This is a genomic window from Streptomyces sp. NBC_00525, from assembly GCF_036346595.1.
Taxonomy (GTDB): Bacteria; Actinomycetota; Actinomycetes; order Streptomycetales; family Streptomycetaceae; genus Streptomyces.
The window spans coordinates 2,416,285-2,441,323 of record NZ_CP107834.1 but is presented as its reverse complement, the minus strand read 5'-3'; the positions used below and the strand labels follow the sequence as shown (position 1 = coordinate 2,441,323).

The following is a 25,039-nucleotide window of genomic DNA, read 5'->3' as shown; positions in this document are numbered from 1 at the left end:
CGGCGGCCGCATCACGGAAGCGCTGCCGTGGCGGGCGCGGTCTTGAAGATCAGCCACACGGTCTTGCCGACGACGTGGTCATCGATTCCGAAGTCGTCGGCGAGTGCCCGGACGAGGTGCAAGCCGCGTCCGGAGCAGGCGTCTTCAGCGGCCTGCTGGACGCGTGGTTGACCGGGTCCGCTGTCGCGGACCTCCAGCCGTACCTGGTCCTCGGCCCGGTGGAGGACGACGCTGAACTCCCGGCCGGGCGGAACGCCGTGCAGCAATGCGTTGGTGGCGAGTTCCGAGACGCACAGCCTTATGTCCTCGATCAAGGTGTGGAGCTGCCACTCGGCGAGGACGCCGGTAACGAACGCGCGTGAGGCACCGACAGAGGTGCGCCTGCGGGTGAAGCGTCGTTGCTGCACCAGGGACACGGTGGTTCACCGCCTTGCTTGCGGGTTGTAACGTGGCGACGACCTTACTGCTATTCGCGAAAGGCGGCAAGGTGGTCTCTGGTGGGGAGGCGACTGGGCCTCCCGTCTGGGGATGAGGCACGCTGGGTGTCGTGTCGGTGGGAGCTGCGGAGGAGAAGGACATGGGCGGTAATGAATGGGTCAGTACGTCGACGCCCTATCTCGCCGCGTCCTCCGGCGCTCCGGGCGACACCTGGGCGGCCGAGGCCGCTGCCGAGGGGCGCCGGGGGAGCCAGCGCGTTGTCCAGGCGGGCGAGGTGGCGGCCCCGGCATCGGTCGCGGAACTGCTCGGGGTGGCGGCCGGGGAGAACATCGTCGCCCGGCGCAGGATCATGTACCTCGACGCCGTCCCTTGCGAGTTGACGGACACCTACTACCCGCTGGGCATCGCGGGCGGCACCGGCCTCGCCGGAACGGCCAAGATCCCCGGCGGGGCGGTCAGGCTCCTGGCGGAGCTGGGTCACATCGGCGTACGCGTACGCGAAGAGGTGACCGCACGGCGGGCGACCGGGCCCGAGGTCGAGCAGCTGGGGCTGGCGGAGGGCGACCCCGTCCTCCAGCTGACACGGCTCACCCTGGACGGGGCTGACCGGCCCATTCAGGTCGACGTCATGGTCATGCCTCCGCAACGCCAGAAGCTGCGCTACGAGATCAGGATCGGATGACCGTGCCCAGACCCGAAGCCGACGCCGCCGACCGCCGTTCGCTGCATGAGCGGATCGCGGCCGATCTCAGGGACCAGATCATGGGCGGAGATCTCGCGCCCGGCGCGAACCTGCCCTCGACGGCCCACCTCAAGCAGCGGTTCGACGCCTCGAACGCGACGATCCAGAAGGCGGTGCAGCTGCTCAAGGACGAGGAACTGGTGGTCGGTAGGGCGGGTGCGTCGGTGACTGTGCGCGAGCATCGCCAGCGGACTGTCCGCCCAGCCGCGTCGATGGCTCCGGCGGGCGCCGGGGAGCCGTACCGCTGGCTGGCCGAAGCGGCGAAGGGCGGCTCTCGGGCCCACAGCACGCTGCTCGAAGTGGCCGAGGTCCAGCCGCCGGCGGATGTCGCGGAGGCGTTGAGGCTTCCGGGAGGTGGTCCGGCACTGCTGCGGCGCCAGTTGCTCGTGATCGATGACGAACCCGCCGAGCTCGTTGCCTCGTACTACCCGCTGGACATCGTCAGCGGTACGGCGATGACGGCTCGCCGCAAGATTCCGGGCGGGACCCCGACGCTGCTCGCGGGGCTGGGGTACCCGCCACGGCTCAGTGTCGACCGTGTGTCCGCGCGCGTGCCCACCCAGGAGCAGTACCAGGCGCTGCGCCTGCCCGGAGGGCTGCCGGTGCTGCGTACGCTGCGCGTCGTCTACAGCGACGGTGAGCGGCCCATCGAGGCGACGGTCATGGTGAAGGCCGGGCACCTGTACGAGGTGCGGTACGAGTTCACGGCCGAGTAGGGCCTTACCGGCCGTGCGGCCCGTCCGGTGTGAACAGCAGTCGGGCGATGATCCGGAACACGTCCTCCGGGTCGCGGTCGCCCACCGCGTCGGTGAGGTTGCCGCTGAGCAGCAGGGTGGCGAAGCCGTGGGCGAGGGACCAGGCGGCCACTCCGGTGAGCCGGGGGTCGTCGGCCGGGTCGGCGGGGGTGAGGGCGGCGACGCCCGAGCGCAGGGCGGCCGTCGCGCGGTCCTTGGCGGCCAGCAGGTCCGGGTCGTCGGCCCGGAGCAGGTCGGGCCGGAACATCACCTGGAAGTGCGCGGGGTGCGTCGCCGCGAACCGTACGTACGCCACGCCCCGCTCCCGCAGGTCCGGTTCGGCGGTCAGCGCGTCCGCGAACAGGCCGTAGCCCTCGGCGGCGACGGCGGTGAGCAGGCCGGTGCGGTCCTTGAAGTGGTGGGCGGGGGCGGCATGGGAGACCCCGGCCCGGCGGGCGAGGTCGCGCAGGCTGAGCGCGGCGGGGCCCTCGGCGCCGATGACGTCGAGCGCGGCGGCGAGGACGGCCCGCCGCAGGTCGCCGTGGTGATAGGCGCGGTCGCTGGTCATGGGACGAGGGTACGCGGGATCTAGGCGTTGACAAGTTTGAGGGGTCCGGCGCACTCTGGAGCCTGAATCTAGGCGGTGGCTAGATGGCGGCCGCGCGGGGGAAGGGCGGAGACGACATGACCGACGAGCCGGGTCGCGTACGGCAGCTGTGGCACCTGCTGGAGCCGCTGCACGCGGTGCTGTACTACGCGCCGGAGGCGTTCGAGGAGGCCGCGGCCCTGGGGTACGCGGTGGACGAGCGGTGGCCGAGCTACTTCGCCTGGCGCGCGGCGCCGCTCGGGGAGGCCGGGGCGGACACCGTCGGGGAGGCGTTCTACAGCTTCAGCCCGCGCATGGTCGGCGCGTACGTCCCCGCCGTCTGGTCGGTCGCCGCGCCGGACGAGGTGCTCGCCGCCCGGGTCCGGGCCGTGGACCGCATGTACGGGGCGCTGCTGGGGGAGGAGACCGGCGCGTCCGGGACCGCGGAGGCCGCGGCCCTGCTGGGGCGCGTCGCGGAGGCGGCCGAGGTGGCGGGTCGGCCGCTCGCCGCCGCGAACGCCGCGCTGCCCCGGCCGGACGCCCCGCACCTCGCCCTGTGGCACGCGGCGACGGTCCTGCGTGAGCACCGGGGCGACGGCCACCTCGCGGCGCTGGCGGACGCGGAGCTGGACCCGGTCGAGTCGCTGGTGTCCTTCGCGGCGATCGGGGCCGCCCGCCCCGAGGTGTTCGGCAGCCGGGGCTGGGACCAGGACGAGTGGCGGGCGGGGCTCGAACGGCTCGCGCGCCGGGGGCTGGTGGCGGACGACGGCACGGCGACGGAGGCCGGACGGGCCCTGCGCGCCGAGGTGGAGCGGCGGACGGACGCGGCGGCGGCCGGCCCGTGGCGGGTGCTCACGGAGGCGGAGCGGGAACGGCTCGTCGGCCTGCTCGGACCGCTGTGGGTGGCGGCGGTCGGGTCCGGACTGCTGCCCTCCGAGAACACCCTGGGCATCGGCACGGTGTGAACGTGTCGGAGGGGGCCCGCGCGGGAACGGCGGGCGTCCATGAAATCCTCCTGGCGGGGAAGACCTTCAGAGGATTCCCAGGGTTGGTTCGGCTTTCTCCCCGTCAGGACGGCTACGAGTGATATCTCCCCGCGTGTGTCGAGTGATGGTGCCCGCCCTGGCCGCGACGGCCGTGCTGGCACTCGCCGGCTGCGACCCCGAGCAGGCCGCCTCCTCCAACGGCCCCTCCTCCGGCGCGGACGGCGGCGGCCCCGCCGCCACCGGCTTCGGCGCCAGCCCGCTGGAGAACGCGGACGGTACGAAGCCCGGCCTCGCCCCCCTCACCTCGGACGCGGACAAGGCGGCGGCCCGCAAGGTCATCGAGCGGGTCGCCACCAAGGGCCGCGGTGCCAAGACCGGTTACAAGCGGGACAAGTTCGGCTACGCGTGGAAGGACTCGGTGGACGGCATACCGCTGTCCCGCAACGGCTGCGACACCCGCAACGACCTCCTCGCCCGCGACGGCAAGAACGTCGAACTCCGCTCCGGCTCGGACTGCGTGGTCGTCTCGATGACCCTCAAGGACCCGTACACCGGCAAGACCATCGAGTGGCGCAAGCAGCAGGCGACCAAGGTCCAGATCGACCACGTCATGCCGCTCTCGTACGACTGGCAGATGGGCGCCGCCCACTGGAACGAGGCCAAGCGCCAGCAGATCGCCAACGACCCCCTCAACCTCCTCCCGGTCGACGGCCCCGCCAACAACGCCAAACGGGACGCGGGCCCCGCCACCTGGCTCCCCCCGTACAAGCCGATCCGCTGCGCCTACGCGCTGCGCTTCGCCCAGGTCTCCCTGAAGTACGCCCTGCCGGTGACGGCCGCCGACAAGGACATGATGCTGAAGCAGTGCGGCGGCTGACCGCTTCCGGCTGACGGGCCCCGCTGACGGGCCCCGCCGACGGCCGTCAGGGCCGGGGCACCTCGCCTCCCGCGTGCACCGGGTCGGGCAGCCGGAGCGGCGGGGAGCCCGGTGTGGCCTGGAGGGCCACCGCCAGGTTCCGCAGCCCGGACTGCTTGCGCGGGGCGTCCTCGTCGGTGGTGAGGTGACCGCTCGGCAGGGCCGACAGGAGCATCCAGTCGAGCTGCCCCTCGGCGGTGCGTATGTGGCTGCGTACGGTCGCGCCGTACAGGCCGGTCTCCCGCGCGGTGGCGTCGACCCGGAAGTCGAGGGCGGCCCAGGCGCGCAGGGTCCGCAGCAGGGTTCCGCCGTCGGTGGTCCGCCGGTCCGTGTGGTCCTGCCGGAGCGGGGCCAGGGCGGCGGCGGCCCAGGTGGTCACCGGCTCCCGGTCGAAGAGGCCGGCGAGCCCGGGAACCGCGCCGGCGGCGGGCCGGGGCGCCGGTCCGTGCAGGGCGTGGATCTGCAGGGCCAGGGAGAGGCTGATGCGGTCCAGGGCGCGGTCCGGGTCCAGGCCGGTGGCCTGGAGCATGCCGCGCACCCTGCGCGAGAGCGTGTTGCGGTGGATGCCCAGGATGCGGCTGGCGGCCGAGACCTCGAATTCGAGGCCGAGCCCCACGGTCGACAGCTGCTGATCGCCGCCGCGCCGGCCCAGGACCGGGGACAGCAGCGCCGTGGCCCACTGCCGCGCCCCGGCGGGATCGAGCGCCTCCAGCAGGCCGGGGGCCCCGGTGGCGGTGGCGGCCCGCGTGGGACTGATACGGGCGGTGGCGATGGCGTCGTAGGCCATGCTGTAGCCGTTGCCGATCTCCTCCACCGGCAGCACGGGGCTGATCCCCAGACTGAGCAGCCCGTTGCCGGCGACGAGCGACCGCAGCCGGGCGACGGCGGGAGCCTCGGACGCGCCGGGGTCCGGGCGCGGAGCCACGACGATGATGTGGCCCTCGAACGCCGGGCAGCGCACCGCCAGACCGTTGCCCTCGTCGTCGAGCCGCGACTCGACGCGGGCGAAGACCTCGTCACGGGGTCCGGCCGCGCAGTCGATGATGGCGATCTGCGCGTCCTCGGTGTCCAGCAGACCGGGCGACAGCGGGCCCAGGATGCGCTGCGCCGACTCGATGTGACCGGTCATCAGGGCCTGGAACGCGGCGAGACGGACCGCCCGCAGGCTCGTCGCGAGCCGGGCGGCGCGCCCCTCGCGGGCCGCTGCGACGGGCGCCGGCGGGGGCGGGGCGGCGGGTGCCTGCGGGGGCGGTGCCAGGACGGCCGCGGTGCGGCGCAGCAGCTCCGCCTCGGGCGCGCTCCAGGGCAGCGAGCGGTGGGCGGTGAGGACCTGGCCGGTGGCGGCGACCGGGTGGACGAGGGCCGTGCCGCCGGGCGGGGCCGGGGCGGGCGCGTGCTGGCCGTGGGGCTCGTCCAGGCGTATGTCGGCGTCGAGTTCGCCGGACAGCCAGGCGATCAGCTCGGCCGGGGCGGTCCGGGTGGCGGGCGCGAGATGGTCGAGGAGTCGGCCCAGGAGCAGGGCGTGCCGGTCGGCGCTCAGCAGCCGCTGCTCGGTGACGCGGGGGATCAGGGTGTGCCGCCAGACCGCCGCCGGCTCGGTGGAGCGCAGCAGCGGAAGGGCCGCCTGCCGGGCCGCCGCGACCAGGGCGTGGGGCAGCGCGCGTCCTTCGGCGTCGGCGACGACCAGACCGGCCGCGCGCCGGTCGGCCAGGCGCCCGAGCACGGTGGCGGCCCGGTCGGGAGCGATGCTGTCGGGTTCGCAGACGAGGAGGGTGCCGGCGAATGACTCGCCGGGCCAGTCGGCGCGGGTCAGCAGTGCGGCCCGGTCGACCGTGACGGAGTCGTCGCCGGTCCGGTCGTGCCCGGCCGGAGGGTGCAGGGCGTACTCGGACCGGCGGGCCAGGGCCGCGAGCGTGAGCATGGGGTGTGGTCTCCTCGGAGCGGTACGGGAGCGGGGCGGGGCGGGCTGCGGTCAGTCGGGGACCGGTGTGCCGCGGTCGGTGGGCCGGCAGGTGACGCCGATGTGGACGGGGACGACGACGTCCGTGCCGGTGTGCGGATCGGCCGGCCCGGTGACGGGAACAATCTGCCAGAGCCGGTCGATGACGCTCTCCACGGCCGCCTCGGCGATCAGCCGGGCCGTCGCCGGTGCCGGGCAGCGGTGGGCTCCGGCTCCCCAGCCGAGATGGGAGTGGTCGTGTGTGCGGCCCCGGCCGGGGGAGGTGGCCGCCGCAGCCCGCAGGTCGACGTGGAGGCGGGTACCGGCCGGCAGGGTGATGCCGCCCAACTCCACTGCGGTGGCCGTGACATGGTCGCCCGTCCGGGCGAGCGGCGCCTGCCGGGCCGCGACCTCTTCCAGCAGCTGGGCGGTGGTGCGGGTGCCGGTCACCAGGGCCCGCAGCGTCTGCGGCTCGTGCAGCAGGGCCAGCAGTGTCTGCGCGGTCCAGGCGGTGGTGGCGGCCGCGCCGGTGGCCAGCGTCTCGGCCAGCAACTGGGCCGGGGTGCGATCGGTGTCGTGACCGGGCCGCCCGGTCGCGGCGCGCAGCCGGGTGATCAGCCCGCCGGCCGGCGCGCGGCGGTCGGCCGCCACGGCGGCGTCGAGGGCGGGGACCAGGGCGGCCGGGCGCTCCGGCCAGGCGCTGGTGTGCCAGACCGACTCCAGCTGCCGGGCGGTGTCGTCGCCGGTGCCCAGGGTGGTCAGCAGGGCGCGCAGCGGCAGGATGTCCGCGTACTCGCCCATCAGGTCCCCGATGCCGCGCGCGGCGATCGGGTCGAGCAACCGCCGTGCCTGTGCGCGGGCATGGCGGCGCAGCGCGTGGAGGTCGAGGCCGGCGAGCGCCTCCTCCACGGCCGCGCGCAGCCGTGCGTGGGTCTCCCCGTCGGCGTCCCGCAGTCCGGGCGGCCGCCCCGCGCTCGTCGTCCGGGGGAACAGGCCGGGCCGGTCGAGGACGTGCCGTGCCTGCGGATAGCCGGTGACGACGGCGTGCGGGCAGGCGGTGGGCCCGTCGTGCAGGGTCAGGCCGTCGCCGTGCGTCCCGCTGCCCGGATCACCGGGCGGGGGCGGGAGGGGTGGGGTGGTCACCGTGCCTCCAGGATGGAGCGGACGAGGGTGGTCAGGGCCCGTACCGGGTCGCGGCGGCGGGCGTCGATGTGGACCGGCGGTGTGCGGTCGGTCGGGGCGGGGGCCCGGCGGAGCCCGTCCGCCGGGAACAGCGGGCGGCCGGGAAGTCGCCGGCGGGCGGACGACGGGAAACGGGACGACAGGATCTAGAGCCGTTCCAGTCCACGCAGCACTCTTTCCAGCAGGGCCGTGTCCGGCACCGACGACGACGGATCGGGGGCGGCCTCGGCGCGGAGTAGATCCCGGTCCAGTAACTCGGCGATCAGGGAGCGGGTGACCGCGCCGGGCAGCCGCAGACGCGCGGAGACCTCGACGACCGACATCACGCCGGTCCGGCACAGCCGCAGCACGCGCAGCGGGCCGGGCCCCAGGCGTGCGGCGGCCCCGGAATCGGCCGCGCCGTCCGGTACGCGCAGCAGGGTGGCCGGGTCCAGCGGGACACCGAGGTACGCCGCGTCCCCGGCCATCGCGAAGGACCGCGTCAGGCCGCGCCGGGTGTGGCCGCCGCTCACCCCACGCCGTCGCGCTCGCGCGTTTCCAGGACGGACCGCAGACCGTGGATCGTCTTGCCCGCCGCGCGGATCGCCTCCTGCACCTGTGCGGAGAGGCTGTCCGCCGCGACGGAGAGGGCCAGTCCGGTGCGCGCTCCGGCGGAGAGCACCAGCACGGTGTGGCTGTGGCAGTCGATCATCAGATAGCGCAGCGGGACCCGGTCCGGTGTGGTTCCGCAGAACTCGGCCAGCCCGCCGGTGAGGGACGCGAGCCCCGAGCACAGGGCGGCGGTCCGCTCGGCCGTCTCCCGCGATGTGCCGTCGGAGTGGGCCAGGGCCAGCCCGTCGCCGCTGAAGAGCACCGCGGCGACCGTCCCCCGGTGCTGGAGGAGGCGGGTGAGCTGCGGGCTCAGATCCACCTGGTCCGCCGTGAGATCATCCGTGTCCACCACGTGGCAGCTCCTCTCTGCGCGGCCCCGCAGGCGCCGGGGCGAAAAGATCGGTCAGGGCGTCCTGCAGCGCGGAGAACGCCCGCGTTCCGGCGTCCGGCAGCACGTCGGGTGTCGTCTCCGGCAGGGCGGGAAGGGCCGCGGCGCGGGCCGCCGGGCGGCGCCGCGGGAGGCCGGAGGGCGCCTGCCGGGCGGGCGCCGGCGGAATCGGGCAGACGGAGCCGGTGTCCTCCCCGGCCGTCCGGGGCGGGGGCGGCGCGGGTACGGCCGTCAGGAGCGCCGGCTCCTCGACCTCGGCGAAGTGGTGCGGGCCGATGTCGAGGACGGCGAGCACACCGCCGCCCTCGGTGCTCTCCAAACGCACCGGCAGCTCGTACAGGTCGGACAGCCGGCCGGCGACGAGCAGCCCCAGTTGCTGCGCCCCGTCCAGCCGGGTCGCGTCCAGCGTCCGGCCGGCGGCCAGCGTCGCGCGGGCCCGCTCCAGCTCGCCGCGGGTCATCCCGAGCCCCTGGTCGCGGACCGTGATCCGTACCCCTCCGCTGGGGCCGGCCCACTCGGCCCGTACCTGTACGGGGAGGCCCGAGTAGGTGGCCGCGTTGTCCAGGAGTTCGGCCAGCACCATGGCGACCGGTTCGGCCACCCGGCCCTGTATCCACACGTCGCCCGGCTCCGCGGGCACCCAGCGGACCAGGTCGAAGTGCACGGTGCGGGACCGTGCGCCCTCCACGATCTCCTCGACCGTGCAGTCCGCCCGCTGGACGCCCGGCCAGGCGTCGCTCAGCAGCCGCAGCCGCTGCACCGCGTGTCCGGCCTGGCTCACGCACCGGTCCAGTTCGTGCAGGACACCCTGCTCGACCTCCGACGCGACCTGTTCGAGCGCCTGGTCGACGGCCACCTGCGCGGTGGCCAGAGCGGTGTGCATCTGCTCGGCCGTCGTGCGGACGCCGGCCAGTGCCGAGGCGCGCAGGGACGCCGTTTCGCGTTCGGCTTCCTCGGTGGCCCGCTCCACCCGCGTCCGCGCGCGGACGGTCTCGTGGCGGGCCTGTTCGAGCACCTCGTGGACCAGCGTCTCGAACCGCCGCGCGTCGACGGGCAGTTCCTCCTCGGGCGGCCGCGCGGCGGACGTCTGCTGCTCCAGGCGCCGTACGGCGGGGCCGAGCGCCTCGCTCAGTTCGCCGTAGCGGCTGCGCCACCAGTCCACCGCCAGCGCCTCGGACCGGATGCGGCCCTCCAGCCGGTGGACGGCCTCCGCCTGTGCGGCGGCGTCCGATGCCGCCACGCGGTACCGGCGCAGCGCGTCCTCGCCGTCCCGCTCGGCGGCGACGCGCCGCCTGCTCTCCCGTATCCAGCCCACGAGACAGGCCACGGCCGCCATCACGGCCGCGGCACCGCCCGCATACGACAGCCACGCCACCTCTGTCCCCCCGCTTCCTCGCCGGTGCGTCTGCGGCGGTGCGGCCGACCACCCCCGTGGGCCGGCCGCACCACGATTTCAGGCGGCCTCGCCGTCCGGGTAGATGACCAGCAGCGTGCAGCCCGTCGCCGACTGGGGGTGGTGCACCGACCCCGGCTCGCCGCAGATGACCGTTCCGGCGGGCCAGACGTCCCGGCCGTCGCCGAACTCGCCCTCCATGACGTGCACGATCTCCCGTACGCCGTGCCGGTCCTCGCCGAAGGCGGCGCCGCCCGCGAAGCGGAGCACCACCATCACGCTCGGGTCGGCCACCGACGCCTCCTTGATCCGCCAGGCCGTGATCCCCTCACCGGCCTCGTCCGGTTCCGGCCAGTGGCGCGGCGAGGCGATCGTGAACCCCGGAAGCATGGACGTCCCCCATTCGGTACGGCGACGGGCTCGTCGCCGCCTGCCGGTGCCGGTGAGCGTACGGCGCGTACATGCCGATTCCTACGCCACAGGTGCACCACCTGACGCACGATGCACAGCACGTGTGCACCACCCGCCCCCGGGGACGGGTGGTGCGCGGGTCGTACGGGCCGGAGGCCCTGCGGGTCAGAGCTTGAGCTCCCACTGCGAGGCGTCGTAGGAGATGCCGGGGCTGATCTCCACCGTGAGGTTCTTCGCGTCGGCCGGCGCGTCGAAGGCGTAGGTCACCGTGACCTTCTTGCCCGGCAGGATCGTGCCGGTGAAACCCTCGCCGACCTTGTCGTCGAAGATCTCCTCGGCGTTCACCCCGTCCGCGCCGGCCCGCGCCTCGGCGGTGACGAGCGTGGCGTCGAACTTCTCCTTGCCGGCGTTCTCGATGACGACGGTGACCTTGTACGCCTTGTTGCCCTTGGTGTGGCCCACGGCGTATTCGCTGGGGGAGTACGCCGCCGGGTCGCCGACCGTGACCGTGAGGTCGTCGTCGTAGACCGCCGAGTCACCGGCCTCCAGCGCCTCGTCGAGGGGCTTCTCCTCGCCCTTCGCCGTGTCGCCGCCCTTGTCCTTGGCCTTGTCCTTGTCCTTGGCCTTTGCCGCGTCACCGCCCGCCTTCGGCTTCGCGGACGCCGTCGTGTCCGACACCGCCTTGTTCAGGTCGTCCACCGCGTCGTCCACCGCCTTGAACGTGATCACCGCGCCGACCACCGACATGATCAGCGCGATCAGCGCCAGGATCGTGCCGAACGTCGCCATGCCCTTGTTCGTCGCCTCGCCCCGCTTGGCGCGGCCCCGGCCCACCAGGCCCAGGACCAGCGCGATGGTGCCGAGGATGCCCGCCAGCCAGAAGAGGAACGGGATCAGGCCGGAGACCGCGCCGATGAGCCCGAGGATCAGGGCGGCGATGCCCAGCCCGTTGCGCGCGGGGCGCACGCCCGGCGCATGACCGGGGCCGTACGGCTGCTGCGGCTGGGAGTACGGGGACTGCGGCGGCTGCGTGAACTGGGACATGGATGTGCCCTTCGGCAAGTACGGGGTGAACGTGAGCGGTTGCGGCTGTCGCTGTCGTGCGGCGACAAGTCAATGACACCATCATGTGTGAACCGAGTCAACATGGTTCACAGGAAATGGCTCGCCGTTCGGTGTGAACGAAGAGGGTGGGCGTGCTCTGTGAACGGGTCGGTATGCTCGCCCGCACGGCCGCAACGCATCACGTGATGCGCTGTCCAGGCATCGGCCGGCAGCGGGACAGGGAGACAGCAGTGCCGGAGAACGCGACAGAGGTGACCGCCGCCGGGATCGCCCGCCTGGCCGGGGTGGGACGCGCCGCCGTCAGCAACTGGCGCCGCCGGCACGCCGACTTCCCCCAGCCCGTCGGCGGCACCGAGACCAGCCCCTCCTTCGCCCTGTCCGAGGTCGAGCGGTGGCTCCGCGACCAGGGCAAACTCGTCGAGGTCCCGCTCCGCGAACGCCTCTGGCAGCAACTCGCCGGACACCCGGCCGGCGCCGTCACCGCCCTCGTCCACGTCGGCTGCGCCCTCCTCCTGCTGGACCGCAGCCCCGCCGCCTGGCGCGAGATCACCGGCGTGAGCGACGAACGGATGGCCGGCGTGCTCACCCTCGCCCTGGGCGACGTCCTCGCCGACCGCTTCGGCCCCGCGGGCAACGGACGCGCCGTCCACACCCCGGACCGCGCCGAACTCCTCCCCTCCGTCCCGCTGCTGCGCTCCGCCGCCGAACTCGCCGCCGGGACCGGCACCCGCGAGACGTACGAGTTCCTGCTCGGCCGCCAGCTCGACGCCAACCCGCGCCAGTACACGCTCACCCCGCCCGGCCTCGCCGAACTCATGGCGGAACTGGCCGGCGCCGGCGACCCCGCCGTACGCACCGTCCTCGACCCCGCGGCCGGCACCGGCGCGCTGCTGGCCGCCGTCCCCGGACCGGCCGCCCGGTACGGGCAGGAGAGCGACCCCGGCCTCGCCGCCGTCACCGCCCTCCGCCTCGCCCTGCGCACCACCCCCGGCGCCGGCGCGCCCGACGTGCGCACCGGCGACACCCTGCGCGCCGACGCCTTCCCCGAACTGGCCGCCGACGCCGTCCTCTGCCACCCCCCGTTCAACGAACGCAACTGGGGCCACGAGGAACTCGCCTACGACCCGCGCTGGGAGTACGGACTGCCCGCCCGCACCGAGTCCGAACTCGCCTGGGTGCAGCACGCGCTGGCCCGGCTGCGCGACGGCGGCACCGCCGTCCTGCTGATGCCGCCCGCCGCCGCGTCCCGCCGCTCCGGCCGCCGCATCCGCGCCGACCTCCTGCGCCGGGGCGCCCTGCGCGCCGTCGTCGCCCTGCCGGCCGGCGCCGCGCCCCCCTACGGCGTCCCGCTGCACCTGTGGGTGCTGCGCAGGCCGGGCGCCGAGCCGCACCCCTCGCCCGAACTCCTCCTGGTCGACACCGCGGACCCGGCCGAGACCGCCGAGCGGGGCGGCCGCGAACGCCTGGACCCGGCCGCCCTGCGCCACACCGTGCTCGATGCCTGGCAGGCGTACGAAGACGGGCGCCCGCAGCCCGCCGACCCGCGCTCCGGCGCCTCCCGCACCGTCCCCGTCATCGAACTCCTCGACGACGACGTGGACCTCGCCCCCGCCCGCCACCTGCCGTCCCCCGCCGCCACCCGCGGCCCCGCCGAGCTGGCCGGCGTACGCGAACGGCTCACCCGCACCCTGGGCCTGGCCACCGGGCTCACCCCGCCGCCGCCCGCCCCCGCCACCCCCGCGCACCGTCCGCTCACCACCCTCGGCGAACTCGCCCGTGCCGGCGCCCTCCAGCTCCGGCACGGCGGCCCCGGCACCGGAACCGGCCCCGTCCTCACCGAACACGACGTCCTCGCGGGCACCGGCCCCTCCGGCAGCCTGCCCGCCGACGGGGCACCCGAGGAACCCGTCCTCGTCGCGGCCGGCGACGTCGTCGTCCCCGTACTCGGCGGCGTCACCGTCGTCCGCGTCGTGGACGAGGCCACCGCCGGCGCCGCGCTCGGCCGCAACCTCCAGCTGCTGCGCCCCGACCCGGCCGTGCTCGACCCCTGGTTCCTCGCCGGCTTCCTGCGCGGCACCACCAACAACCGGCAGGCCAGCAGCCACGCCTCCACCGCGACCCGGCTCGACGCCCGCCGCCTCCAACTGCCGCGCCTGCCCCTGTCCGAACAGCGCCGCTACGGCGAACGCTTCCGCGCGCTCGCCGCGTTCGAGGACGCGCTGCGGCTCGCCGGACGCCTCGGCGGACAGCTCGCCCAGGGTCTCTACGACGGCCTGACGGACGGTACGGTCACCCCGGAATGACAGCGGGGGCGGCGGGACGGACGAAGGGCGCGGTCACGCGGAAGTGATCGGAACCACAACGGTTCCGCACAACCCCGGCGCCCCTGTCGGTGTCGCCCCTTACGCTCGATCCCGTACGCCCGCACCCGTGCGCGCGTACCTTCCACGACCAGGCATTCCAGGAGCAGCCATGTATGCGTCGGGTCCCGCGCCCGCGGCGCCGCGCAAAGTCCCCAGCCCGGTCTGGATCGTGTCGATGCGCGTGCTGTTCCCCCTGCTCGCGATCGGCTCGATGGGACTGCTGCTGTGGGCGCCGCTGGTCCGCCTCGCGTGCGTCCGCCGCCGCGCCGCGGACTGGTGGACGGCCGCCGCCGGCTTCGTCCTCGTCTGCGTGCTGCTGCCGATCATCGGCCGCGACGGCTCGGAAGCCGATCCGAACGGCGTCGACTACGTGTGCATCCCGCTGCTCCTCCTGGCGATGGCGGGCGCCTGCGTGTACTACCTCGTGGCCGACGTCCGCCACCACGCGCGCCTCACCGGCAAGGGCGCCGGCCTCCCGCACTCCCCCTACGCCTACGCGACCACCGTCCCGCTGACCGCCCAGCCGTACGGACCGCCCCACCCCCTGCCCCCCACCCGCTGCCCCCAGCCCGGCGACCTGCCGCAGACCCCCCGCCCGCAGCCCGCCCCCCGGCCCCACACCCCGCCCCCGCCACCCCACCGCATCGACCAGGTCCGCGCCGAACTGGACGAGCTGAGCGACTACCTCCGCAAGGAGGAGGGCCGGTGAACGGCCGCCTCGTCGGCGGGCGCTACGAACTGGCCACGATCCTCGGCCAGGGCGGCATGGGCCAGGTCTGGACGGCCTACGACCAGCGCCTGGACCGCCGGGTCGCCGTCAAACTGCTGCGCCCCGACCGGGTCACCGGCCCCATCGGGAGCGACGCGGCGGAGGAGCTGCGCCGCCGCTTCGTCCGCGAGTGCCGGGTCACCGCCCAGGTGGACCACCCCGGCCTGGTCACCGTCCACGACGCCGGCAGCGACGGCGACGACCTCTTCCTCGTCATGCAGTACGTGGAGGGCGCCGACCTCGGCGACCACCTCGCCGAACACGACCCCTACCCCTGGCCGTGGGCCGTCGCGGTCGCCGCCCAGCTGTGCGCCGTCCTCAGCGCCGTGCACGCCGTGCCGATCGTCCACCGCGACCTCAAGCCCCGCAACGTGATGGTCCGTCCGGACGGCACCGTCCTCGTCCTCGACCTCGGCGTCGCCTCCGTCCTCGACACCGACACCACCCGGCTCACCAACACCGGCTCGCCCATCGGCTCCCCGGCCTACATGGCCCCCGAACAGGCCATGGGCGGCGCCGTCGGCCCGTACACCGACCTGTACGCCCTCGGCGTCCTGCTGCACGAACTGCTCAGCGGCGACGTGCCCTTCGCCGGCTCCACCGCCCTCGGCGTGCTCCACCGCCACCTCTACGAACCGCCCCTGCCCGTCCGGCAGATCAGGCCCGACATCCCCGAGGCCCTGGAGACACTGGTCCTGCGGCTGCTCGCCAAGGACCCGCAGCACCGCCCCGCCAGCGCCCAGGAGGTGTACGAACAGCTCGCCCCGCTGCTGCCCGCACGCGGCTCCCGGCCCCCCTCCGGACCCCTCGACCCCACCCGCCCCTTCCTGCGCCCGCACGCCCCCTGGCCCGACCGCGCCACCGTCCCGCCGCCGGCCAGACCCGCCCCCGCGCCCGCCCGGCCGGACGTCGCCGCCGCCGTCGACGAGGTCAAGCGGCTCCTCGGCGAAGGCCGCATCACCCAGGCCGTGGACATGCTCGGCGGCCTGCTCCCCGTCGCCGCCGAACAGCACGGCCCCGGCTCCCCGGTCGTGCGCATCCTGCGCAAGCAGTACGCCGCGACCCTCATGGACGACGGGCAGTACCGCCGCGCCCTGCCCGAACTGCGCCGACTCGCCGACGACCGGGCCGCCGAATCGGGCCCCGCCGACCCGCAGACCCTCGGCTACCGCTGCGACGTCGCCCAGTGCCTGGAACAGCTCGGCGAACCCGCCGCCGCGCTCGCCGAGTACCGCGCCGTCCTGCCCTACTACGAGAACCAGTACGCCACGGGCAACGACCCGGCGCGCTCCTACGAGATCCGCCACCGCATCGGCGAACTGCTCCTCGCCCTCGGCGACCACGCCGGGGCGATCGCCCAGCTCCAGGCGCTGCTCTACGACACCGAGCGCGCCTACGGACCGCACCACCCGCTGCCCGCCGACCTGCGCCGGCAACTGGAACGGCGCATGCAGGTCCGGGGCGGCTGAGCGGCCGCACGCCGGGAAGGGCGTCCGAGTCCGTTCACCCGATGGCCGCCCGGCCGTCACACCGGGCTCCGGCGGACGACACGTGCACCCGGTGATGTACATGGGTGCTGATCTCGCTGGTGGTGCCCTGCTACAACGAGGAAGAAGTCCTCGACCGCTTCCACGCACGCGTCACGGACGAAATGCCAGGCCTAGGCCACGCGTTCGAGATCGTCTACGTGGACGACGGCAGCGCCGACCGGACCCTGCCCCTCATCGAACGACTCGCCGCCACCGACCCCCGCGTCCGCTACGTCTCCTTCAGCCGCAACTTCGGCAAGGAGGCCGCCATGCTGGCCGGACTCCAGCACGCGGACGGCGACGCCGTCGTCCTCATGGACGCCGACCTCCAGCACCCGCCCGAACTGATCGGCCGCATGCTCCAGGAACACGCGCGCGGCTACGACCAGGTCATCGCCCGCCGCACCCGCGCCGGCGACCGCGTCACCCGCACCCTCACCGCACGCGCCTACTACTGGCTGATCAACCGCCTGATCGACGTCGAACTCGTGGACGGCGTCGGAGACTTCCGGCTCCTGTCGCGCCGCGCCGCCGACGCCGTGCTCTCCCTCACCGAGTACAACCGCTTCTCCAAGGGCCTCTTCGCCTGGGTCGGCTTCCCCACCACGACGTTCGGCTACGAGAACGCCGTACGCGAGCAGGGCCGCTCCGCCTGGACCTTCGGCAAACTCCTCAACTACGGCCTCGACGGGCTGCTCTCCTTCAACAACAAACCCCTGCGCGCCGCCCTCTACCTCGGCCTGCTGCTGACCTCGCTCGCCCTCCTCTACGCCGCCTGGATCGTCGGCGTCGCCCTCGTGCGCGGCGTCGAGACCCCCGGCTACGTCACCCTGCTCGTCGTGGTCACCGCGCTCGCCGGCGTCCAGATGGTGCTCGCCGGGGTCGTCGGCGAATACGTCGGCCGCATCTACTACGAGGTCAAGCGCCGCCCGCACTTCCTCGTCAAGGCCACCAACGCGCAGACCCGCCGCAACACGCCCGAGCGGGAGCCGCAGGAGTTCGCCCGCCGATGACGGTCTCCGCCCAACTCGTACGTTTCGTCCTCGTCGGAGCGGTGAACACGGCCACGTACTACGGCTGCTACCTGCTGCTCCTGCACGTACTGCCGTATCTGGCCGCGCACGCCCTCGCCTTCGCGCTCAGCATGACCGGCTCCTTCTTCCTCACCTCGTACGTCACCTACCGCACCCGGCCCACCTGGCGGAAGTTCCTGCTCTTCCCGCTCACCAACGCGGCGAACTTCGTCATCACCACCGGCGGGGTCTACCTCCTCGTCGACGTGGCCGGGTTCAGCAGCCGCTACGCCCCGCCCGTCGCGGCGGCCGCCGCGATCCCCGTGACCTTCCTGCTCTCCCGCACGATCATGCTCCGACCGGACACACCGCAGAAAACGGCCGAACCAGTCGGCTGAGCCGCCCGAAGGCGGGCCACATCCCCAACTGCTCCCGAATCGTTGGTCGAATCAGTGGCCGTGACTTGTTCCACTGCCTAACATCGATCATCGCAAGGCCTTGTGCACCGCCGCACAATCTCCTCGGGAGGCTCCTTTGCACCGCCGCCGTCGCACCGCGCTCACCGTCTCCGCGGCACTGCTCGCCGCAGCGCCGCTCCTCACCGCCTGCGGCAGCCAGGCCCACCCCGGCGCCGCGGCCGTCGTCGGCGGCGAACGGATCACGGTGTCCACCGTGCAGGCCCAGGTGGCGGACGTACGCGAAGCGCAGAACTCCTCCGCCCAGGCCGCCCAGCTCACCGACCGCACCGGCCGGCTCGCCCGCGCCAAGCTGCACGGGCTGATCCTGGACCGCGTCCTGGACCGGGCGGCCGCGGACGCGGGCATCACCGTCTCCAGCGCCGAGATCCAGCAGATGCGCAAGTCGGTCGTCGCGAACTACAACGGTGAGGAGGGCCTCCGGGCGGCCGTCCTCCAGGAGCGCTGGCTCGCACCGGACCAGATCGACGGCTTCCTGCGCGAGCAGATCCAGCTCACCAAGCTCGGCCAGGCACTCGGCGCCGACCTGGCCACGCCCGAGGGCAGCCGGGCCGTAGGCGAGGCCCTGACCAAGGCGTCCAAGGCGCTGAACGTCGACGTCAACCCGCGCTACGGCGCCTGGGACCACCAGCAGATCCAGCTCGGCGACTACAAGGCCCCCTGGCTCAGCCAGGTCACCAAGCAGGAGGGCACGGTCCCGAACGCCGGGGCCTGAGAGCCTGTGCCCGCGGCCGGGTAGATTCGCCGTGTGAACGCTGAAGACCCCGGCCGCATCGTCCTGCTCACCGCCAGCCACCGGGTCGCGCCCGGACTGCTGTCCTGGCCCGCCTGGCAGGCCCTGCACGCCGCCGACGAGGTCCGCTGCGGCGAGCCTGAGCAGCCGCAGCTCCCGTATCTGCGCGAGGCCGGCGTCACCGTCACCCCCGGCCTGCCCGACGCCCAGCAGCTCGTGGACAGCTGCGAGGGCGGCCGAACCGTGATCGTTCTCACCGGCGGCGACGGCAACCAGCCGCTCACCGACGGCCTGGCCCGGCTGGCCGGCTCCGGCCGGGTCCGGATGCCCGACCTGGAGCTGCTGCCCGGCTCCTACGACCTGCCGGGCGCCCGCCTGCTCGACCTGGTCCAGATCATGGACCGCATCAGGATCGAGTGCCCCTGGACCTCGGGGAAGACCCACAAGGGCCTCGCCAAGTACGCCATCGAGGAGGCGTACGAGCTGGTCGAGGCGATCGAGGCCGGCGACCGCGAGGAACTGCGCGAGGAACTGGGCGACGTCCTGCTCCAGGTCGTCTTCCACGCCCGCATCGCCGAGGAGGACGAGCAGGACCCGTTCTCCGTGGACGACGTCGCCGGCACACTGATCGAGAAGCTGATCCACCGCCACCCGCACGTCTTCGGCGACGAGACCGCCGAGACCCCGGAGGACGTCCACGCCCACTGGCTGCGCACCAAGGCGATCGAGAAGCGGCGGGAATCGGTCACCGACGGGGTACCGCTCGGCCAGCCCGCCCTGGCGCTCGCCGCGAAGCTCGCGGGCCGGGCCCGCACCGCCGGGCTCGACGTGCCGCTCCCCGGCGGCGACGACATCGGCTACCGGCTCCTCGCCCTCGCCGTACGCGCCCAGGAGGACGGCATCGACCCGGAGGCCGCCCTGCGGGCCGCCGGCCGGACGTACCGGGACGCGATCAGGACGGCCGAGAGCACGGCCGGGGGCACAGCAGAGGGCACGGGATAACGTCGGCCGGGTGAACGACTGCCCCGAACTCTTCACCTGGGAGTTCGCCACCGACCCGTACCCCGCCTACGCCTGGCTGCGCGAGCACAGCCCCGTGCACCGCACCACGCTGCCCAGCGGGGTCGAGGCATGGCTCGTCACCCGGTACGCGGACGCCCGGCAGGCCCTCGCCGACGCCCGGCTGTCCAAGAACCCGGCGCACCACGCCGAGCCCGCGCACGCCAAGGGGAAGACCGGCATCCCCGGCGAGCGCAAGGCGGAGCTGATGACGCACCTCCTCAACATCGACCCGCCCGACCACACCCGGCTGCGCCGCCTGGTGTCCCAGGCGTTCACGCCCCGGCGCATCGCCCGGTTCGCGCCCCGCGTGCAGGAGCTGACCGACCGGCTCATCGACGGGTTCGCGCGGAAGGGCGAGGCCGACCTCATCCACGAGTTCGCCTTCCCGCTCCCCATCTACGCCATCTGCGACCTGCTGGGCGTCCCCGCCGAGGACCAGGACGACTTCCGGGACTGGGCGGGCATGATGATCCGGCACGGCGGCGGCCCGCGCGGCGGCGTCGCCAGGTCCGTGAAGAAGATGCGGGCCTATCTGCTCGAACTCATCCACCGCAAGCGCGAGGACCTGGGCGACGACCTGATTTCGGGGCTGATCCGGGCGAGCGACCACGGCGAGCACCTGACGGAGAACGAGGCCGCCGCGATGGCCTTCATCCTGCTCTTTGCCGGCTTCGAGACCACGGTGAACCTCATCGGCAACGGCGTACACACCCTGCTCGGCCACCCCGCCGAGCGCGAACGCCTCCAGCGGTCGCTGGCGGCGGGGGAGAACGAGCTGCTGGCCACCGGGATCGAAGAGCTGCTGCGCTACGACGGTCCGGTGGAGCTGGCGACCTGGCGGTTCGCCACCGAACCGCTGACCATCGGCGGGCAGCGCGTCGCCGAGGGCGACCCGGTCCTGGTGGTGCTCGCGGCGGCCGACCGCGACCCCGAACGGTTCGGCGGGCCGGACACGCTGGACCTCTCCCGGCGCGACAACCAGCACCTCGGCTACGGCCACGGCATTCATTACTGTCTGGGAGCACCGCTCGCCCGGCTGGAGGGACAGGCCGCGCTCGCCACACTTCTGACGCGCCTTCCGGACCTGCGACTTGCGGTGGAACCTGGCGATTTGAGGTGGCGCGGCGGGCTCATCATGCGGGGATTGCGCACGCTCCCGGTGCGGTTCACGCCGGAGGCGCGCGACGCCGGAAGTGACACTCTGTCAACTCTGTGACTTTCACGTGATCTGCGCTGCATCGACTTGTGACTCACGTTCGACTCCGGCTAGGTTCACCGTTCGACTCACCAGTCGCTTGTCAGTAGTCGCTTGTCAGTCACACGGAAGGCATCTCCCATGGGCTCCGCGAACGGCAGACACCGCCGCCCTCGTCAGGCACCCGCCATCGTCGTCGCAGCGGGCGTCACGGGATCGGCCCTGGCCATCCCCCTGCTCGGTGCCTCCGGGGCGCACGCGGCCGACGCCGCGACCTGGGACCGGGTGGCCGAGTGCGAGAGCGGTGGCACATGGAGCGCCGACCTCGGCAACGGCTCGTACGGCGGCCTCCAGTTCACGCCGGAGCTGTGGAAGGCGTACGGCGGTGAGGCGTACGCCGAGCGCGCCGACCTCGCCAGCCGCGCGCAGCAGATCGCGGTGGCCGAGAAGGTCCTGGCCGACAAGGGCCCGAAGGCGTGGCCCAGCTGCGCGGTGATCTCCGGGCTCGCCAAGAGCACCGGTACGGCGGACGTGGACCCGGGCGACGAGGCGGCCGACGCGCCCGCCCGCAGCGCGGACGCGGGCCTGGACGCCGGACTCGGCACCGACCCGGAGGACGACGCCACCGCGTCGGACCGGTCCGCGTCGGACGGGTCTGCGGACGCCTCGGCCGGCGGTACGGCCGCGGACCGGAGCGCCGGCAAGAGCGCGAGCCCGAGCACGGGCAAGGCCAAGGGCAAGCACGCGGGCCGGAGCGCGGAGGACGGCGCGTCCGCCGACGCCTCCGCCTCGCCGTCCGCCGACCCCTCCGGCACCCCGTCCGCGGACCCCTCCGGCGCGAGTGACCCCGCGGCCGGCGCGTCGGACGCCGCGGGGGAGCGGGGCGGCAAGCACCGGGGTGCCCCGGCCGCCGAGGACACCCCGGCGGACAGCGGGCGCGACACGGGCCGGCACGCCTCGCGGGGCGACGGTGACGGCCGCGACGGCGGTGCGCGGCCGGACGGCGACACGTACACCGTGCGGCCGGGCGACAACCTCTGGGCGATCGCCGAGGCGCAGGACGTGCCCGGCGGCTGGCCGGAGCTGTACGAGGCGAACAAGGACGAGGTGGGCTCCGACCCGGACCTCATCCTGCCCGGTCAGAGCCTCGATCTGGGGGTCGGCGCCCGCTGAGAACTGGGTGGTTTAAGAGGCCTATGTCCCACTTTTGACCGAGTGAGACATGGGTCTCTTTGCGTGAACTCACGCGCCTTGTCCGGGAGGTCCCGCCGCATCCCTTCCGACCTGCGCAAACGAGGGTTCTTCGGATGCTCTTACGTGATGATTATCCGGTATGTCCGTCTTTGAATATGACGGTTGGGTGTGATTACGGTCGGAACCGCTCGCACCGCGGGCCCCGTCGACCGTCACGCCGAATCCTGCCGTCGGTCGAAGGGAACAGACGCGAAAGCGCCGTAGGCAGGAGCGGGGGACCCAGGTAGGCGCCGGGCCCGATCGTCGCAAGACGCATCAGGACCGGCTTGGGGTGAAGTCGCGTGCTAGGACGTGCGACCGGGCAACTCACTTGGCCCGAACCCGACAGCTCACCTCGTAGGCGTCGGTGAGGAGAAGACTCGATGCTGCTCAACCGCAAGAGCAACAAGCACCGCCGTCCGTCCAAGGCCGTCCGTCTCGCCACCCTGGCCGGTGTCGCCGGCGCCGCCGTGGCCGTGCCGCTGATGGGCGCCACCAACGCCTCCGCCGCCTCGGTCGCCACCTGGGACGCCGTCGCCCAGTGCGAGTCCGGTGGCAACTGGTCCATCAACACGGGCAACGGCTACTACGGCGGTCTGCAGTTCTCCCAGTCCAGCTGGGCCGCCGCCGGCGGTACGCAGTACGCCCCGCGCGCCGACCTGGCCACCAAGGCCCAGCAGATCGCCACCGCCGAGCGCCTCCTCGACATGCAGGGTCCGGGCGCCTGGGCCTGCGCCGGTGCCGGCGGCCTGACCAACGACGGCGTCGACCCCGGCGTGGACACCGGCTCCGGTGCCGCGAAGCAGGAGGCCGCGCCGAAGCAGGAAGCCGCCCCCAAGCAGGAGGCCGCGCCCAAGCAGGAGGCCGCCCCGAAGAAGCAGGCCGAGCGCACCGAGGCCCCGGCCACCAACCGCTCCGACCGCTCCGACGCGCCGAACAAGGCCGCGAAGAAGACGGTCACCACCCCCACCGGCAAGAAGGTCGCCAAGGGTGACGGCGAGTACAAGGTCGTCACCGGCGACTCGCTGAGCAAGATCGCCGCCGACCACCACGTCAAGGGCGGCTGGGAGCGACTGTTCGAGCTGAACAAGGACATCGTCCAGGACGCCGACCTGATCTACCCCGGTCAGCAGCTCCACCTGACGAAGTAGTCGCGGCCTCTCCTCGCTGATCGCCTGCGGCCCGGCCCGTTCAACTGTTGTAGTTACCAGCCGGTAACTATCTGGCGTTGCGTCCGCTTATGCCCGCCCTTGGGTCCTTTTTCGTCCCAGGGGGCGGGCGCCCCGCCGTCGCGGAGGGCCGGGCCGGTTAGGCTCTTGTGGCAAGGCCAAAGTGACCCTGCACCATCAGCGTCATATCCCAGAAGGAGATGCCTCGTGCCGTCCATCGACGTCGTCGTAGCCAGGGAAATCCTCGACTCACGGGGCAACCCCACGGTCGAGGTCGAGGTCGGCCTCGACGACGGCAGCACCGGGCGTGCTGCTGTTCCGTCCGGCGCCTCCACCGGCGCGTTCGAGGCCATTGAGCTTCGTGACGGCGACCCCAACCGCTACCAGGGCAAGGGCGTCGAGAAGGCCGTCCTCGCGGTGATCGAGCAGATCGGCCCGGAGCTCGTCGGCTACGACGCCACCGAGCAGCGCCTCATCGACCAGGCGATGTTCGACCTGGACGCCACGGAGAACAAGGGCTCGCTCGGCGCCAACGCCATCCTCGGCGTCTCCCTCGCCGTCGCCCACGCCGCCTCCGAGGCCAGCGACCTCCCGCTGTTCCGCTACCTCGGCGGCCCGAACGCGCACCTGCTGCCCGTTCCGATGATGAACATCCTCAACGGCGGCTCGCACGCCGACTCCAACGTGGACATCCAGGAGTTCATGATCGCGCCGATCGGCGCCGAGTCGTTCTCCGAGGCGCTGCGCTGGGGCGCCGAGGTCTACCACACGCTCAAGAAGGTCCTGAAGACCAAGGGCCTGTCCACCGGTCTCGGCGACGAGGGCGGCTTCGCGCCGAACCTGGAGTCCAACCGCGCCGCCCTCGACCTCATCATCGAGGCCATCAAGGAGGCCGGTTACGTTCCGGGCAAGGACATCGCGCTCGCGCTCGACGTCGCCGCGTCCGAGTTCTACAAGGACGGCTCCTACGAGTTCGAGGGCAAGTCCCGCTCGGCCGCCGAGATGACCGAGTACTACGAGGAGCTGGTCTCCGCGTACCCGCTGGTCTCCATCGAGGACCCGCTGTACGAGGACGACTGGGCGGGCTGGAAGGTCATCACCGACAAGCTCGGCGCCAAGGTGCAGATCGTCGGCGACGACCTCTTCGTCACCAACCCGGAGCGCCTGGCCCGCGGCATCGAGGAGGGCTCCGCCAACGCCCTGCTCGTCAAGGTCAACCAGATCGGTTCGCTGACCGAGACCCTGGACGCCGTGGAGCTGGCCCAGCGCAACGGCTTCAAGTGCATGATGTCGCACCGCTCCGGCGAGACCGAGGACGTCACCATCGCCGACCTCGCGGTCGCGGTGAACTGCGGCCAGATCAAGACCGGCGCCCCGGCCCGCTCGGACCGCGTCGCCAAGTACAACCAGCTGCTGCGCATCGAGGAGATCCTCGACGACGCCGCGGTGTACGCGGGCCGCTCGGCGTTCCCCCGGTTCCGCCCCGCGAACTGACGAACGCCGTACGGGCGGCCGCCCGGCAGGGCGACCACCCCCGCCTCCGTCCGTCCCCGCACCCGGTCCCGTACCGTGTGCGGGGACGGACGTACGTGCGTAATGGGGAGGCGGGAACATGGCCGCGAAGGACCGGGACCGGTTCTCCACCGCTACCCGGCTGCGGCTGCTCGGCGAGCAGACCGCGGCCCGCGTCTACCGGTCGCAGAACCGGCGGCAGGCCCGCCGCTCCCGGCTCACCGGCCGCGCCGCCTTCCTGGCCCTGATCGTCTGCTCGCTGGTGGTCGCCCTGGCGTACCCGATGCGGCAGTACGTGTCGCAGCGCGACGAGATCGCCGACCAGCGGCGGCTGTCGCGGGAGGCCGAGGAGCGCACCGAGGAGCTGCGGGACGAGAAGGCCCGGCTCCAGGACGACGCGTACATCAGGCGGCTGGCCCGCGAGCACCTGCACTACGTTCTTCCCGGGGAGACCGGCTACACCGTGGTCGACCCCGACGCGGCCCGTGCGCGCGGCGGGAAGCCGTCCGGCACGGACCGGCCGTGGCACTCCAACCTGTGGGACGGCGTGGACAGCGCCGACCGCGGCTGACGGCCGCCGTCCCCATCCCCGTATCCCTGTCGAACCGGCACCC

General features: G+C 73.4%; 25 protein-coding genes and 1 riboswitch. Of the genes, 16 read left to right on the top strand and 9 right to left on the bottom strand.

Annotated features, from left to right (window positions below; all coding sequences use genetic code 11):
* Nucleotides 1–11: 11 nt before the first annotated feature.
* The gene (locus OG710_RS10795; RefSeq protein WP_330239134.1) at nt 12–416 is read right to left on the bottom strand and encodes an ATP-binding protein; all 405 of its coding nucleotides are present in this window, start codon (nt 414–416) and stop codon (nt 12–14) included.
* 161 nt (nt 417–577) lie between these two features.
* Here OG710_RS10795 and OG710_RS10790 point away from each other — a divergent pair, with 161 nt between their 5' ends.
* Both OG710_RS10790 and OG710_RS10785 read left to right on the top strand, forming a co-directional pair.
* Nucleotides 578–1,120, top strand: a complete 543-nt coding sequence (locus OG710_RS10790; protein ID WP_330242211.1) for a GntR family transcriptional regulator — start codon at nt 578–580, stop codon at nt 1,118–1,120.
* Nucleotides 1,117–1,896, top strand: a complete 780-nt coding sequence (locus OG710_RS10785; RefSeq protein ID WP_330239133.1) for a GntR family transcriptional regulator — start codon at nt 1,117–1,119, stop codon at nt 1,894–1,896. The genes OG710_RS10790 and OG710_RS10785 overlap by 4 nt, the downstream gene beginning before the upstream one ends.
* A gap of 4 nt (nt 1,897–1,900) precedes the next feature.
* On the opposite strand, the gene OG710_RS10780 is transcribed toward OG710_RS10785, so the two are convergent.
* Nucleotides 1,901–2,482, bottom strand: a complete 582-nt coding sequence (locus tag OG710_RS10780; RefSeq protein WP_330239132.1) for a TetR/AcrR family transcriptional regulator — start codon at nt 2,480–2,482, stop codon at nt 1,901–1,903.
* A gap of 116 nt (nt 2,483–2,598) precedes the next feature.
* Here OG710_RS10780 and OG710_RS10775 point away from each other — a divergent pair, with 116 nt between their 5' ends.
* Together OG710_RS10775 and OG710_RS10770 are read left to right on the top strand one after the other, a co-directional pair.
* A complete protein-coding gene (locus OG710_RS10775) occupies nt 2,599–3,465 on the top strand; it encodes an SCO6745 family protein (protein WP_330239131.1) in 867 nt (288 codons plus the stop codon).
* Nucleotides 3,466–3,610: 145 nt separating this feature from the next.
* Nucleotides 3,611–4,363 carry an HNH endonuclease family protein gene (locus tag OG710_RS10770; RefSeq protein WP_330239130.1) on the top strand — a complete coding sequence of 251 codons (753 nt, stop codon included), beginning with the start codon at nt 3,611–3,613 and terminating at the stop codon, nt 4,361–4,363.
* 46 nt (nt 4,364–4,409) lie between these two features.
* Here the strand turns inward: OG710_RS10770 and OG710_RS10765 are convergent, their stop codons facing one another.
* The 7 genes from OG710_RS10765 to OG710_RS10735 form a co-directional block, all read right to left on the bottom strand.
* On the bottom strand, nt 4,410–6,323 hold the full coding sequence (locus OG710_RS10765) for a helix-turn-helix domain-containing protein (protein ID WP_330239129.1): 1,914 nt from the start codon (nt 6,321–6,323) through the stop codon (nt 4,410–4,412).
* A gap of 51 nt (nt 6,324–6,374) precedes the next feature.
* Nucleotides 6,375–7,484, bottom strand: a complete 1,110-nt coding sequence (locus OG710_RS10760; protein WP_330239128.1) for a hypothetical protein — start codon at nt 7,482–7,484, stop codon at nt 6,375–6,377.
* A 185-nt stretch (nt 7,485–7,669) separates the two neighbouring features.
* Nucleotides 7,670–8,035: a DUF742 domain-containing protein gene (locus OG710_RS10755; RefSeq protein ID WP_330239127.1), complete on the bottom strand. Its 366-nt coding sequence runs from the start codon at nt 8,033–8,035 to the stop codon at nt 7,670–7,672.
* Entirely contained in the window at nt 8,032–8,466 is a 435-nt protein-coding gene (locus tag OG710_RS10750) for a roadblock/LC7 domain-containing protein (protein ID WP_330239126.1), read from the bottom strand. Before OG710_RS10750 ends, OG710_RS10755 begins: the two co-directional genes overlap by 4 nt.
* The gene (locus tag OG710_RS10745) at nt 8,450–9,877 is read right to left on the bottom strand and encodes an ATP-binding protein (RefSeq protein ID WP_330239125.1); all 1,428 of its coding nucleotides are present in this window, start codon (nt 9,875–9,877) and stop codon (nt 8,450–8,452) included. The genes OG710_RS10750 and OG710_RS10745 overlap by 17 nt, the downstream gene beginning before the upstream one ends.
* Before the next feature lie 78 nt (nt 9,878–9,955).
* Nucleotides 9,956–10,285, bottom strand: coding sequence for a cupin domain-containing protein (locus OG710_RS10740; protein WP_330239124.1), 330 nt, complete (start codon nt 10,283–10,285; stop codon nt 9,956–9,958).
* A gap of 186 nt (nt 10,286–10,471) precedes the next feature.
* Nucleotides 10,472–11,350, bottom strand: a complete 879-nt coding sequence (locus tag OG710_RS10735; protein ID WP_330239123.1) for a DUF4190 domain-containing protein — start codon at nt 11,348–11,350, stop codon at nt 10,472–10,474.
* A 251-nt stretch (nt 11,351–11,601) separates the two neighbouring features.
* Between OG710_RS10735 and OG710_RS10730 the strand changes: the two genes are divergently transcribed.
* The 12 genes from OG710_RS10730 to OG710_RS10675 all read left to right on the top strand — a co-directional run bounded on the left by OG710_RS10730 (nt 11,602) and on the right by OG710_RS10675 (nt 24,996).
* On the top strand, nt 11,602–13,674 hold the full coding sequence (locus OG710_RS10730; RefSeq protein WP_330239122.1) for an N-6 DNA methylase: 2,073 nt from the start codon (nt 11,602–11,604) through the stop codon (nt 13,672–13,674).
* Between the two features lie 169 nt (nt 13,675–13,843).
* Nucleotides 13,844–14,443 carry a hypothetical protein gene (locus OG710_RS10725; protein ID WP_330239121.1) on the top strand — a complete coding sequence of 200 codons (600 nt, stop codon included), beginning with the start codon at nt 13,844–13,846 and terminating at the stop codon, nt 14,441–14,443.
* Nucleotides 14,440–15,972 (top strand): serine/threonine-protein kinase, encoded by a 1,533-nt coding sequence (locus OG710_RS10720; RefSeq protein WP_330239120.1) that lies wholly within the window; start codon nt 14,440–14,442, stop codon nt 15,970–15,972. Before OG710_RS10725 ends, OG710_RS10720 begins: the two co-directional genes overlap by 4 nt.
* A gap of 104 nt (nt 15,973–16,076) precedes the next feature.
* Nucleotides 16,077–17,045, top strand: a complete 969-nt coding sequence (locus tag OG710_RS10715) for a glycosyltransferase family 2 protein (RefSeq protein WP_330239119.1) — start codon at nt 16,077–16,079, stop codon at nt 17,043–17,045.
* Nucleotides 17,042–17,443 (top strand): GtrA family protein, encoded by a 402-nt coding sequence (locus OG710_RS10710; protein WP_111330744.1) that lies wholly within the window; start codon nt 17,042–17,044, stop codon nt 17,441–17,443. Before OG710_RS10715 ends, OG710_RS10710 begins: the two co-directional genes overlap by 4 nt.
* A 136-nt stretch (nt 17,444–17,579) precedes the next feature.
* Complete coding sequence (locus OG710_RS10705; RefSeq protein WP_330239118.1) at nt 17,580–18,236, top strand: SurA N-terminal domain-containing protein; 657 nt, start codon at nt 17,580–17,582, stop codon at nt 18,234–18,236.
* A 33-nt stretch (nt 18,237–18,269) separates the two neighbouring features.
* On the top strand, nt 18,270–19,256 hold the full coding sequence (locus OG710_RS10700; protein WP_330239117.1) for a nucleoside triphosphate pyrophosphohydrolase: 987 nt from the start codon (nt 18,270–18,272) through the stop codon (nt 19,254–19,256).
* Between the two features lie 10 nt (nt 19,257–19,266).
* A complete protein-coding gene (locus OG710_RS10695) occupies nt 19,267–20,532 on the top strand; it encodes a cytochrome P450 family protein (protein ID WP_330239116.1) in 1,266 nt (421 codons plus the stop codon).
* 120 nt (nt 20,533–20,652) lie between these two features.
* Nucleotides 20,653–21,684, top strand: a complete 1,032-nt coding sequence (locus tag OG710_RS10690) for a transglycosylase family protein (RefSeq protein ID WP_330239115.1) — start codon at nt 20,653–20,655, stop codon at nt 21,682–21,684.
* A 267-nt stretch (nt 21,685–21,951) separates the two neighbouring features.
* Nucleotides 21,952–22,123: riboswitch (cyclic di-AMP (ydaO/yuaA leader) on the top strand.
* 4 nt (nt 22,124–22,127) lie between these two features.
* Entirely contained in the window at nt 22,128–22,895 is a 768-nt protein-coding gene (locus tag OG710_RS10685; RefSeq protein WP_330239114.1) for a transglycosylase family protein, read from the top strand.
* A gap of 225 nt (nt 22,896–23,120) precedes the next feature.
* The gene (gene eno, locus OG710_RS10680; protein WP_330239113.1) at nt 23,121–24,407 is read left to right on the top strand and encodes a phosphopyruvate hydratase; all 1,287 of its coding nucleotides are present in this window, start codon (nt 23,121–23,123) and stop codon (nt 24,405–24,407) included.
* A gap of 118 nt (nt 24,408–24,525) precedes the next feature.
* Nucleotides 24,526–24,996: an FtsB family cell division protein gene (locus tag OG710_RS10675; protein ID WP_330239112.1), complete on the top strand. Its 471-nt coding sequence runs from the start codon at nt 24,526–24,528 to the stop codon at nt 24,994–24,996.
* Nucleotides 24,997–25,039 lie beyond the last annotated feature (43 nt).

Coding starts and splice junctions, on each gene's coding strand:
- OG710_RS10790 (WP_330242211.1), top strand. CDS start 578: ATGGGCGGTAATGAATGGGTCAGTACGTCGACGCCCTATCTCGCCGCG.
- OG710_RS10785 (WP_330239133.1), top strand. CDS start 1,117: ATGACCGTGCCCAGACCCGAAGCCGACGCCGCCGACCGCCGTTCGCTG.
- OG710_RS10780 (WP_330239132.1), bottom strand. CDS start 2,482: ATGACCAGCGACCGCGCCTATCACCACGGCGACCTGCGGCGGGCCGTC.
- OG710_RS10775 (WP_330239131.1), top strand. CDS start 2,599: ATGACCGACGAGCCGGGTCGCGTACGGCAGCTGTGGCACCTGCTGGAG.
- OG710_RS10770 (WP_330239130.1), top strand. CDS start 3,611: ATGGTGCCCGCCCTGGCCGCGACGGCCGTGCTGGCACTCGCCGGCTGC.
- OG710_RS10765 (WP_330239129.1), bottom strand. CDS start 6,323: ATGCTCACGCTCGCGGCCCTGGCCCGCCGGTCCGAGTACGCCCTGCAC.
- OG710_RS10740 (WP_330239124.1), bottom strand. CDS start 10,285: ATGCTTCCGGGGTTCACGATCGCCTCGCCGCGCCACTGGCCGGAACCG.
- OG710_RS10735 (WP_330239123.1), bottom strand. CDS start 11,350: ATGTCCCAGTTCACGCAGCCGCCGCAGTCCCCGTACTCCCAGCCGCAG.
- OG710_RS10725 (WP_330239121.1), top strand. CDS start 13,844: ATGTATGCGTCGGGTCCCGCGCCCGCGGCGCCGCGCAAAGTCCCCAGC.
- OG710_RS10710 (WP_111330744.1), top strand. CDS start 17,042: ATGACGGTCTCCGCCCAACTCGTACGTTTCGTCCTCGTCGGAGCGGTG.
- OG710_RS10690 (WP_330239115.1), top strand. CDS start 20,653: ATGGGCTCCGCGAACGGCAGACACCGCCGCCCTCGTCAGGCACCCGCC.
- OG710_RS10685 (WP_330239114.1), top strand. CDS start 22,128: ATGCTGCTCAACCGCAAGAGCAACAAGCACCGCCGTCCGTCCAAGGCC.
- OG710_RS10675 (WP_330239112.1), top strand. CDS start 24,526: ATGGCCGCGAAGGACCGGGACCGGTTCTCCACCGCTACCCGGCTGCGG.